Below are 11,760 nucleotides of genomic sequence, written 5' to 3'. Positions count from 1 at the left end.
CGCGCCGATGATAGATTCGTTGCGATACCGGGGCTCTTGGGCCCGTCGGTTGGGGGTCAACGTTCCTCCGGGCGCGCATCTGGCCGGTATCGAGCCGCCTTTGCCGGCTCTCCCGGAACGAGGTTGCGGTGCGCCGTTCAAACGTGTCCCCATCCACCATCCCGGACGATGTGGATGGTTCTTCTGCCCTTGGCGTGACAGCGGAAACAGGTCCATCCACGCCGTCCGATTCAGTAGCCCAGCCGCCACCCCCGTTAAGGGTCGGCCCGATCTACGCAGCGTTGCTGATCATCGTGTTGCTGGGCGCCCTGGACCACACGATCGTGGCCACTGCGCTTCCCACTGTGGTGGGTGAGTTGGACGGTGCGCGCCACATGGCGTGGATCATCACGGCCTATACGCTGGCGATGACTGTCGGCATGCCTGTCTACGGACGGCTGGGGGACCGCTATGGCCGGCCTTTGCTCCTCATGGTTGCGTTGACAATCTTCCTCGGCGCCTCCGTTTTGTGTGGTTTCGCCCAGGACATGTTCCAGCTCTCCCTGTATCGGGGAATCCAGGGGCTGGGTGGAGCAGGGCTGGGTGTTCTCCCACCGGCCATCATCGCCGACCTCGTACCGCCACGGCAAAGAGCCAAATACCTCGGCCCTTTGGGATCGGTGTTCGGCGTTGCCACGGTGATCAGCCCCCTGGTTGGCGGCGCCATCACTGACACCGTTGGGTGGCGGTGGGTGTTCTGGATCAACCTTCCCGTTGGTCTCTTGGCCCTGGCCATGGCGTTTTCCCTTCGCCGTCTGAAAACCGCACGTGGCTCGGGCGGCGTCGATTGGCCGGGGACCCTCCTGATGGTTCTTTTCACCTGTTCTTTGGTGGCTGTGGTCTCGTTGGGCACCGAGCCGGGCATCTCCGCGGGCATTCTCTGGACCATCGGCGCGGTCGCGGCCATTTCCGGCGTGCTCTTCGTGGTGGTGGAGATCCGCTCCAAGCACCCCCTGATTCCGATGAAAATGTTCAAGAGCTGGCCCGTGGTCAATGCGGCCGGCCTGGGCCTGGTTATTGGTGCCGGCCTCTTCAGCGTGGTGGCGTACCTTCCCAGCTACGTGCAGATGGTGTACTCCACCTCGGCTTCCGTGGCCGGAATGATTCTCCTGCCAATGGTCCTGGGAATGATGGTTTCAACGAACCTCACCGGGTGGCTTGTGAGCCGTACCGGGCGGTACAAGATTTTCCCCCTGGCAGGCTCGGCTTTGGCCGTTGCAGCAGCCATTGGCCTCAGGCTCCTGCAGCCCGGTACCCCGCTGCCCGTAGTGGGGATCTTGCTGGCATTTTTGGGATTGGCCGTGGGCAGCTTCATGCAGATCACTGTCGTGGCGGCGCAAAATGCCATGCCGCACTCGGTGGTGGGCAGCGTCACCGCCTCCCTCGGCTACCTGCGTGAACTGGGGGTCACGGTGGGCACTGCGGTGTTCGGAGGCCTTTTCGCCGCCATGCTGGCGCAGAGTGCGGCTGAGAATACTTTGGGTGTCCCACCTTCCACCATCACTGATCCGCAGGCGGTCCAGCAGTTGCCGGCAAATCTGCAGGCCGGGGTGGCGGTTATCTACACCGACGCCTTCCTGCCGATCTTCGGATTGCTGGCGTGCATCTTCGCGGTCGGTGTTCTGCTGTCCGTCTTCATGCCGGAGCAGCGTTTGGCGGACCATAGAGACCTGAAGTAGCAGCGCCCGTTACTCCGCCGCCTTGTGTTGCGGAGTAACGGGCGTTTTACTTGGCCTTTCCGGGTCAGTCGTCCAGGACCAGCAACCGCACCGGGCCGTGAAGGCCAGCAGGCATGGTTGGTGCATCCGGCTCAAAGATGGAGGCCGCAGGGCGGGCGAAGTTCCCCTCTGCGGCATCGCCGGCAAGCCGGTTCCACCAGGTATTGGTCACAGCTATTTCCACCTCATTGCTGCCGGCCCGGATCGCGTCTGTGACGTCGACGCGGAACGGGCAGGTCCACAAAGTGCCCACAGTGCTGCCGTTGACTCTGACCTCAGCCAGTTCACTCACCCCGCCCAGATCCAGCAGAAGCCGCTTGCCGGGTCCGGTCAGAATCCCATCGGTTGAGAAAGTGTGGCGGTACGTTCCTGTCCCCGAGAAGCCGGTCACGTCGGGCCCGTGGGCGTCGGCCCCGGGTCCGGCCCAAGGAGCCACGCCCGGCATCACAAGGGCGGACGGATCCTGGCCATCGCCGTCGAAGGTCACTTCCCAAGGGCCCTCAAGCGTGTGCGCTGCGGCAATCTCTTCGCTGGTATCGGAGACATTCACAGTTGCCCCACCGGTCCTGTGCAGGAGGACGAAGGCCGAACCGAACGGTTCCAGCTGCAGCTCCACTGCGGTTCTTCCGGCCTCCGGGCGAAAGGCGATGGGAGTCCGGGAAGCAGCCACCGGATCCCAGCATTCGGCGGCGGTCGCCGTGCCCCTGAAAGAGGCGCTGACCTGTTCGGCACGTTCGCGCTGGTTGCTGACGAAATACAGTTCTGCGTTCGGCAACTGCCGGTGGATGACGGGCAGGTTTGCTGCCGCCGCGGCCTCCATAACCCAGTCGGGCTCCACCCCCGCCCGGGCCAACGCAGTGGACACGCCCTCCTCTGCAGCCACCCCCGCGAGGTCAATCAAGCCCGGATGTCCGCCCCAAAGAAGGTCGACGGCGGCACTCCACTCAGCGGGGTCGTCGCTTTGGCTGGGGGAGCGTTCGGGACGCCATCCGGCCACGAGGGCTCCGTCCTGCAGCAGTTCGATGAGTCGCCGAACCGCCCGGAGCGTCATCCGGTGGCTGGTCCCTCCGAGATAAAGGAGCCGGTAGGTGGTGCCGCCAGTGGTGAGAAGGCCGCCAGCGGGCGTTACGGTGACGTGGTTGAGCAGCCCGTCCAGGTTGATGAGATCAAAGCCGTGGCCTGCCGGGACTTCGGGGGCGGTATCGCCGAAAACGCCGGTGACGGGCGCTTCCTCACCGTAAAAGTAGGCGACGTCGGCGGCGTAAATACCCTGCTGCAGCAGGTAGCTGCAGCGGCCCAGGTAATCGAGCCACGGCTTTGCCGCGTGCGCCCAGGTCTCATTCCGGGTAAAGGACTGTCCAAGGTAAGGCGACAGGGTGACTCCGGGCTTGGGTACTGCCTCGGGCTGATGGGGTGAAGTGTGGATGTTCAGGAGGTTGACCCCCAAAGCGAACTCCAGATCCGCGATTGGTTTGAGCGTCCGGGGTGCAAAAGCGAACGGTTTGCCAAAGGCGCTCATGGATTCTGCCCCGGTGGCTGCCTTTCCGTACACGTGGGCAACCGACGCGGCCCCACGAAGATCGGCAACGTAGGTGGGCTGGGGTCCCTTATCCGGCTCGTAGCACCACATGGCACCCATGGGAACATCAGCGTAGGAACGCATCCCGACGTCGTCGCCCAGCTGCGGCCGGTGGTCCTCCAAAGCCTCCGCATAATACGTCAGGCCCCGTTCCCTGGCGATGTCCGCGATGGTTCCATAGTGGTTCTCCGCGAGGAGTTCGGAGATGGTCTTCCGGAGGTCCCACAGGAAGGAATCGCTTTGTTCCGCACTGCCAACAACGATGCCGCTGATGGCAGGAAGCCACGGCAGCAGATCGTAGCCGCGGCGTTTCATGAACTCGGCACGCATGGCACCGGTCCAGTTCTGGGGCCCTGATTCGATGCTGTCGCTGAGCAGCGCAGACACCCCGTCCAGGCCGCTGCCGAGGGCTTCTTCGAAGAAACCCAGGTAATCGCTGAAGTACCGGGTAACCAAAGCGGCGTCCAGCTTGTCCACCTCCAAGCCGGTAGCGTCAACGGGGGCCGGGGCGTTGAGGTGCCCGGTCAGGGAATACCCGTACCGCAGGATGGTCCAATCTCCGCTGTCCGGTGTCCAGTCGAGAATTCCATCGGGTCCAAGGAACGCGGTGACATCAATGATGTCCTGCGGCTGGACGGCGTCGGACGTATGGCAAGTCCTGCCGTCGAGCGCGTAGTAATCGGGCACGGGCGCGTAGCCGGCCTTTTCCTCCGACCTGGCCACGCGCCCGCCGGAGAACAGCTGGAAAGCTGAAACCTTGAACGTCCCGCCGCCCTTGGAAGCTGCAAAAGGCAGTGGTTTTATCCCCTGTACCAGGGGGAATTCGTGGCCTTTTCCGGTCTCCAGGACCAGCCGAAAGCAGCGTGCTGTGATCGTGGGGAAACTTGCGGACCGGACAGGTGACCCGGATGCCGGGAGATCAGCCACCTTGCTGAACGTGACGCCGTCGGTGCTGGCTTCCACATGCGCTGTCGGGGCCGGCGCTACGCCGAAACCACGCGAGGCCGGCAGCCCCACACGCACCGAGGAAACGTGCGTTGGCTGATCGAATTCTGCCGTTATCCATGTAGTGCCGGAGGCTGCCACAACCTCCGCCGTCGGCCAGAACGTGCCGTCGGCCAAGGATTCAGGATGCCGGTCCCCGGAAGTGGTACCACTGGCAACCACCCGTGAAGGCGTCAGCTGGAAGTGTCCGCCGCGCCGGGGCAATGCCAGTACCGCCACGTCGTCGTAAAACTCCGGGACGCCAACGGGATCATTGCGGATCGCTCCGAAGGGGACGTCCTGGAAAGGGCCGGATACCGACGGCGGTACGGCCAACCGGGGCAGTGCCGGCTGGCCGGCGGTCACCGCCGTGGTGCTCCAAACGAGCTTCTTCATTCCGGCGTGGGGTGCCACCCAAGGCCCGCCCGTCGCGCTCCAACCGGCGGAGGTGGCCACGGCCAGTTCCAGTCCCAGCCTGGTGGAAGTGGACGCCGCGCAGGAGATGGCCGTTTGCCATGCCGGGGAACGGAAAGAGACGCGCTCCCGGGTGTACTGGGGGATGCCCATGGAACCGGTGAAGGCCTGGACTCCACCTGCGCCGGAGGAGGAAAGCCACTCAAGGTCCTTGACGATCCCAGCGGGGTCGATGTTTCCGTCCATCCAGTGCCACCACACCCGGGGGCGGGCCGTGACGGGTGGGTCCGCGAATCCGGGAAACAAAGCATCGGCAGCTGACGGGAGGGCAGGCGTGGCATCGTCGCTCACGGAAACATCCTTTGGTGGTGGGTGGGGAAGCGGCTCAGGCCGGAGCATCCGGATTCAGCCTAAACGCAGGCATTTGCCAGTGGGAGGAACCAGGCATGCAGAGAGAAGATGGTGAGCATAGACGATAACTATTTCCATGGCTGCTCTGGCCTGCCCTACCTTGAATGACAGGAGCCAGCTTGTGATCCAGGAAACACAAACTGACGCAAGGCTCGAATCCACTGATCACTAGATGGTCAGGACAACGACGTCATGAAAGGCCACATCATGAAGAAAGCACCAAGCCCGGCTGGCCGGAGGTTTCTCTCCGTTGCGGCACTGGCATCCGTTACCGCATTGGCGTTGAGCGCCTGTGGTGGGGGCGACACCAACAGCAACGCACCCATCGCTGAAGAAACCGGCCCTGTTGAGATCACCCTCGCAACCCCTGCCTTTACAGGTGGTGGCGCAGGAAACCCTTACCTGACATTGATCGACGCCTTCAAGGCCAAGAACCCAAACATCACGGTCAAGCTGGTGGAGTCGCCCAATGACCAGCACGGTCAGACCATGCGCACCCAGCTCCAGGCAGGCAACGCGCCGGACATTTTCTACGTCACGGCAGGGCGGGGAAACAACCAGTCGTTCGCCTCGCTGGCCGAGGCAGGCTACCTGCAGGACCTGACGGACCAAAAGTGGGCAGCCGACGCGATCCCCGCTTCCGCCAAGAACCTGTACTACGACGACGACAAGGTCTTTGCCGTTCCGGCCGACCTCGCACCGATCACCATGCTTCAAAACACGGGTGTCTTGAAGGAGCTTGGGCTCCAGGAACCCGCCACCCTGGATGAGCTGATCACCCAGTGCAAGACTGCGCGGGCAGCCGGCAAGTCGTACTTCGCAGTGGCAGGAACCTCCGGCGCCAACACGGGCCTCCAGGCAATGCAACTCGCGGCATCACTGGTTTACGCCAAGGACCCCCAGTGGGACGCCAAACGCGCCAAGGAGGAAACCACCTTCGCTGACTCGGACTGGAAGAAGGTGCTGGAGCAGATCGTGAAGTTCAAGGACGCCGGCTGCTACCAGGACGGTGCCGCGGGTGCCGGCTTTGACCAGCTTTTCCCGTCAGTTGCCCAGGGCAAGGTGGCGGCAGCATTCGCCCCCGCCGGCGCTGTTGCCGCACTCCGGGCGCAGGTCAAGGACGGATCCTTCGATGTAGCTGTTCTGCCTGGCGAAACGGCTGAAGACAGCCGGCTGATCGCAAGCCCGGGCAACGCCATGGCCGTCAACGCTGCCGGCAAGCACAAGGGTTCCACCCTGAAGTTCCTGGAATTCCTGGCCCAGCCCGCCAATCAGGATGCCTTGGCGAAAGCAAACGGAAACGTATCTGTCACCTCGGCACTTTCAGGTACCGTGCCCGAGCAGTTCCCGCTGCTGGAACCGTACTTCTCTGAGCCCGAGAAAAAGATCGTCACCCAGCCCAACTACCTCTGGCCCAACAGCGGCGTCTACGACTCGCTCGGTACCGGCATCCAGGGACTTCTGACCGGGCAGGCCACCCCTGACCAGGTTCTGAAGACCATGGACGAGCAGTACGACCGCGGCGCCTAGCCCACGGCGTCGAACCTGATTGGAAGAACTTCCCATGACCGCACAACTTGAGCATAAAGCGGAGGGTGCCCGGGTCACCGGGCGCCCGCCCCGCTCCAGCAAACAGAACAGCCGCAAAAGCGAACGCAGCACGGAGCGTCGCTTCGCAACGTGGTGGTGGTTCACCCCCGCACTCCTGGCCCTGGTGCTCATCCACTACGCCCCCAGCGCCATTGGAGCATTCTTCGCCTTCACCAACTGGAAAGGCCTGGGAAAGTGGAAGTTTGTCGGCTGGGAAAACTTCGCAGCAATAGCCGACGGCGGCCCCACCACCGCAGCGCTGATCAATACCTTCATCATCGGTATCTCATTTGTGGTTCTAACCAACGTCCTTGGCCTGCTGCTTGCACTGGGCCTCAACCGGACCGTCAAGTCCCGCAACGTCATCCGAACCCTGATCTTCGCGCCCGTGGTGCTCAGCTCATTGGCTACGTCCTACATTTGGAAGTTCATCTTTGAGCAGGACGGCCCGCTGAACGAATTCCTCCGCTCCGTTGGATTGGAATCACTGCAACGCACGTGGCTCGGTGACCCATCCACGGTCCTACCGGCCATCATCGTAGTCATGGTCTGGCAGAACGTTGGACTGGTGATGGTGATGTACCTTGCTGGCCTGGCCACAGTTTCCCCCGAACTCGAAGAGGCAGCCTCCCTCGACGGAGCGAGCCTGTGGCAGAGATTCAACTACGTGGTGCTTCCGGCCATCATGCCCTCCGTGGTTATTGCCATGACGCTCATGCTGATCAATGGCCTCCGGGTGTTCGACCAGATCCAGGCACTGACGGGCGGCGGACCCTACGGTGCGTCGGAAACCCTCGCCGTGACCATCTACAAGGAAACATTCGTCATGGGCCGTTTCGGCTTCGGTGCCGCGCTCGCCTTGGTCATGTCCTTGATCATCATCATCCTCACGGTGGCCCAGCGCCTCCTCCTCCGCACGAGTTCCAAAGGTTAACCGATCATGTTCCGTTACACGAAGAAGACTTTGCTTCGCGAGGCATTGCTGATCCTGGTTGCCCTGATCTTCCTGCTTCCGTTCTACTTCCTGATTAACCTGGCATTGAAGAACGGCAACGACGCACTCACGACGTCGGCGATGCAGCTGGTCACCAACCCCACTTTGGATGCCTTTGGACAAGCCATCCGCGGCGGACGCCAGGCAACCTTGATGGATGGGATGCTCAACAGCATCATCATCACGGCCGGAAGCGTGCTGGTGCTGGTAGCTGTAGGCTCCATCTCGGCGTATACGCTGAGCCGCCGGACAGGCAAGCTGAGCAAGGCAGCCATGGGCCTCATCCTGGTCACGATGGTTCTGCCGGCCCAGGCCGCCATCATCCCCATCTACGTGGGTATGAGGAACGTCGGGTTGGTGGGCACCCACGCCGGAACGATCATCATGTATGCGGGCGCACTTCTGCCCATCTCCATCTTTTTGTACATGGGGTTCACCAACGGCATCGCCCGGGACTATGAAGAAGCCGCACAAATAGACGGAGCATCCCGGTTCACCGTGTTCCGCAAAATCATCTTTCCGCTTCTCTCGCCCGCAACGGGCACCGTGGCGATCTTCACCGGCCTGATTGTCTGGAACGACTTTTTTACCGGCTTGATCTTTCTCAACGGCTCGGACGCCGTGACGTTGCCGGTGGTGATCTACAACTTCGTGGGGGAGAGCGTCTCGCAATGGAACGTGATTTTCGCAGCCATCATCATCTCCATGATCCCCATCCTGGCGTTCTTCCTGGTGGCACAGAAACAGTTCATCCAAGGCTTCACAGGAGGCGTTAAATCTTGAGCCCGCTTGAGGTTTTCACAGAAGGCCAGCGTCGCGCCGATCTGGGCGACGGCAGCTACCTGAATCCGGTTTTTGCCGGCGACCACCCGGACCCGGCCATCCTGCGGGACGGGGACGACTACTACCTCACGTTTTCGTCCTTCGAGTCCACTCCCGGGCTGATCATCTGGCACTCCACGGATCTCCTCAATTGGCGGCCCCTGGGTCCCGCGTTGCCCACACCCATTGGCAACGTCTTTGCAGTGGACATGTGCAAGGTTGATGGCCGGTATTACATCTACGTTCCCGTTATTCCCACCTCCGTGTCGCCTGATCCGGGGGCTCCAGCCCAGATTTACGTCATTCATGCCGAATCCATGGCCGGACCGTGGAGCGAACCGGTCAACCTGGGAATCAACGGGCATATCGATCCCGGACACGTGGTGGGCGAGGACGGCAACCGCTACCTGTTCCTGAGTGGGGTCAGCCGTGTCCGCCTGAGTCCGGACGGTTTGTCCACTGACGGACCCTTGGAACATGTCTACGATGGCTGGCGCTACCCGGATGATTGGGTGACCGAGGCCTACGCTCTGGAAGGACCCAAACTCGCTAAACGCGGCGAGTGGTTCTACCTGACAACGGCGGTGGGCGGCACCTCCGGTCCGCCCACCGGGCATATGGTGACGGTGGCCCGCTCGCGCTCGGTTCTCGGGCCTTGGGAAGACTGCCCCGCGAACCCCATCATCCGTACCTGGGATGTGGCCGAGCCGTGGTGGAGCAAGGGGCACGCCACGCTTTTTGAAGGTCCTGGCGGTCAATGGTGGAGCATGTATCACGCCTATGAAAATGGGTTCACCACTCTGGGACGCCAGACTTTGTTGGAACCCATCGAATGGGACGAACACGGCTGGCCCCGTGCAGCCGGAGGTGATCTCTCCAAGGCCCTGCCTGCACCTGTGCCGGGTGCTTCCGCAGCTGGAGGAACAGGTCACGGAATACAGCTTTCGGACGACTTTGCGGAAGCCCGCTTTGGCATCCAGTGGTCATTCCATGCCCCTGCCAAGGATGAGTACTCGCGGGTTTCGATCGACGACGGCCTGGTTCTCGCAGCAAGCGGCAGTGATCCTTCAGACAGTTCGCCCCTGACCTGCATCGTGGGAGAGCAACGCTACGAGGTCACTGTTGAAGCGGAGTTTTCCGGCGGCGCCCAGGGCGGGCTGCTGCTCTACTACAGTGACCGGCTGTTCTGCGGGATGGGCCATGACGGGGACCGGCTGTGGAGCTACCGCGCCGGAAAGAACATTCCTTACTGGCGGGAGCCGGCACCTGCGGCGTCAACAATCCACTTCCGGATGGTAAATGACGCCCACATCGTCACGCAGTACTACAGCACCGATGGGATCAACTGGACCCGCCACGGGCTGCGTTACGAAATGTCCGGCTACAACACCAACACGGCCGGCGAGCTTCTGAGCCTGCGACCAGCCCTGTTTGCGACGGGCTCCGGCCAAGTGCGGTTCAGGAATTTTCAATACCGAGTGATTGAGGACTGATGGATATCCGTAGCCTTCCCAGGCTGGAACGGTCCGCGGACCATGCCCGGCTGATCGTTGATGATGAGCCGTTTCTTTGCATAGGCGGCGAGCTGCACAATTCCAGTTCTTCCGACCGTCGCTACATGGCGCCCCTATGGGAGAAGATCGCGGCCACCAACGCCAACTCCGTCATTGCAACAGTGGCGTGGGACCAAGTGGAGCCAGAGGAAGGCCTTTTTGACTTCTCCGTCGTGGACGGGCTGCTGGAAGACGCCCGAACGGCCGGACTGCGGCTGGTGATCATCTGGTTCGGTGCCTTCAAGAATGCCTCATCCACCTACGCGCCATCGTGGGTCCGACGCGATACCGCACGTTTCCCCCGTGCCGATCGTGGAGCGGAACCCATGCGAACCCCGTTTTCATATAAAGGCTCGATGCCGCGTCCCACCCTGTCGGTGTTTTCCAACGATCTGTTTGAAGCCGACAAGGCCGCGTACTGCCGACTCATGAAACACCTTGTCGAGGCCGACCCACAGCACACGGTGATCATGGTCCAAGTGGAGAACGAGGTGGGACTGCTTGGCGCGGGGAGGGACCGATCGGCCGCTGCCCTTGCAGTATGGAATTCTCCAGTGCCGGAAGTTCTCCGAAAAGCCCTGGCGAATGATCAAGGCACTTTTGACCCATCATTGGCAGACGTTCTCAGGCCCATCGTTACCTCCGAAGCCAGTTGGGAGGCGCATTTCGGCGACGGGAATCCTGTAGCTGACGAGGTGTTCATGGCATGCGCTTTTGCGGGCTATGTAGGGGGCCTCGCCGCGGCGGGCAAGGAGATCTTGGGAATCCCGGCCTACGCCAACGCTTGGATCGGACCGCAGCCGGGACAGGAATTGCCGGGCAACTATCCCAGTGGCGGGCCGACGGCGAGGGTGCTGCCGGTGTGGCAGGCTGTTGCCCCGTCCCTCGACTTCCTTGCTCCCGATATCTATGTTCCCAACTCCGCTGACATCATGGAGCAATACGCTTCTCCAGGGAATCCGCTATTCATCCCGGAAGCCCGGTTCAGGGCCGGAGATGCTTTTCTCGCGGTAGGCCGGTTCGGCGGTTTCGGCTACCACGTCTTCGGGCTGGAAGATGCCCGCCCGGGCAATCAATACGGCGAAGCCTGCCGTGCGATTCTGTCCCTGACCAGGGACATCGTTGATGCCCAGCGTGACGGACGTATCTTCGGTTTCGCCTTGGAGCAGGACGATGACGGGGTGGATGCCGGTTTCGGAGGCATCACCGTCAGCATTCGTAATGCAGCCAAGCTCTACACGGCGATGCTCCTTGACGCAGGCGTAGTCCTGCCGCCACCTCCGGAGCTGCCGGGCGAGACAGAAGGAGCAGCCCACGGCCACACTCCTGGCGATAACCGCCCCTTCGGGCTGGTGATCCAGCTAGGCCCTCTGGAGTTCCTTGTGGTGGGACAAGGTGCGCTGTTCGACTTCCACCAGGCGGATTCAGCGCTGGAGGTGGATTCAGTGCTGGAACTTCGGCTGACACCCGAAGGCTGGGAGGAAGGGCGGCTTCTGAACGGTGACGAGCGGCTCCAGGTTCTGCAAAGTGACCGGATCAGTGCTTCGCGTATCCGGTTATTGAGCATCGGCCAGGACTGACACTGCCTGCAAGATCAGCAAAAGGGCGGGTCCACCACACTATGGTGGACCCGCCCTTTTGCTGCGGCGCTCTTGG

7 protein-coding genes are annotated in these 11,760 nt (G+C 62.1%); 6 read left to right on the top strand and 1 reads right to left on the bottom strand.

All coding sequences use genetic code 11. From position 1 onward, the window contains the following. The first annotated feature begins 128 nt into the window (after positions 1–128). The gene (locus ACHL_RS17715; protein ID WP_015938686.1) at positions 129–1,718 is read left to right on the top strand and encodes an MFS transporter; all 1,590 of its coding nucleotides are present in this window, start codon (positions 129–131) and stop codon (positions 1,716–1,718) included. Between the two features lie 64 nt (positions 1,719–1,782). Here the strand turns inward: ACHL_RS17715 and ACHL_RS17710 are convergent, their stop codons facing one another. Further along, a complete protein-coding gene (locus ACHL_RS17710) occupies positions 1,783–5,085 on the bottom strand; it encodes a glycosyl hydrolase (protein ID WP_015938685.1) in 3,303 nt (1,100 codons plus the stop codon). 267 nt (positions 5,086–5,352) lie between these two features. Here ACHL_RS17710 and ACHL_RS17705 point away from each other — a divergent pair, with 267 nt between their 5' ends. The 5 genes from ACHL_RS17705 to ACHL_RS17685 are packed head-to-tail and all read left to right on the top strand — an operon-like array spanning position 5,353 to position 11,684. Continuing rightward, the gene (locus tag ACHL_RS17705) at positions 5,353–6,675 is read left to right on the top strand and encodes an ABC transporter substrate-binding protein (RefSeq protein ID WP_157672503.1); all 1,323 of its coding nucleotides are present in this window, start codon (positions 5,353–5,355) and stop codon (positions 6,673–6,675) included. A 34-nt stretch (positions 6,676–6,709) separates the two neighbouring features. Beyond that, positions 6,710–7,669: a carbohydrate ABC transporter permease gene (locus ACHL_RS17700; protein WP_015938683.1), complete on the top strand. Its 960-nt coding sequence runs from the start codon at positions 6,710–6,712 to the stop codon at positions 7,667–7,669. Positions 7,670–7,675: 6 nt separating this feature from the next. Beyond that, on the top strand, positions 7,676–8,512 hold the full coding sequence (locus tag ACHL_RS17695) for a carbohydrate ABC transporter permease (RefSeq protein ID WP_015938682.1): 837 nt from the start codon (positions 7,676–7,678) through the stop codon (positions 8,510–8,512). Then, entirely contained in the window at positions 8,509–10,044 is a 1,536-nt protein-coding gene (locus ACHL_RS17690) for a family 43 glycosylhydrolase (protein WP_015938681.1), read from the top strand. The genes ACHL_RS17695 and ACHL_RS17690 overlap by 4 nt, the downstream gene beginning before the upstream one ends. Further along, positions 10,044–11,684, top strand: a complete 1,641-nt coding sequence (locus ACHL_RS17685) for a DUF5597 domain-containing protein (protein WP_015938680.1) — start codon at positions 10,044–10,046, stop codon at positions 11,682–11,684. Before ACHL_RS17690 ends, ACHL_RS17685 begins: the two co-directional genes overlap by 1 nt. Positions 11,685–11,760: the final 76 nt, after the last annotated feature.

The organism is Pseudarthrobacter chlorophenolicus A6 (assembly GCF_000022025.1).
In the GTDB taxonomy this organism is placed as follows: domain Bacteria; phylum Actinomycetota; class Actinomycetes; order Actinomycetales; family Micrococcaceae; genus Arthrobacter; species Arthrobacter chlorophenolicus.
The sequence above is the reverse complement of the archived record's forward strand: the minus strand, read 5'-3'. Positions and strand labels throughout refer to the sequence as shown.

Coding starts and splice junctions, on each gene's coding strand:
- ACHL_RS17705 (WP_157672503.1), top strand. CDS start 5,353: ATGAAGAAAGCACCAAGCCCGGCTGGCCGGAGGTTTCTCTCCGTTGCG.
- ACHL_RS17700 (WP_015938683.1), top strand. CDS start 6,710: ATGACCGCACAACTTGAGCATAAAGCGGAGGGTGCCCGGGTCACCGGG.
- ACHL_RS17695 (WP_015938682.1), top strand. CDS start 7,676: ATGTTCCGTTACACGAAGAAGACTTTGCTTCGCGAGGCATTGCTGATC.
- ACHL_RS17685 (WP_015938680.1), top strand. CDS start 10,044: ATGGATATCCGTAGCCTTCCCAGGCTGGAACGGTCCGCGGACCATGCC.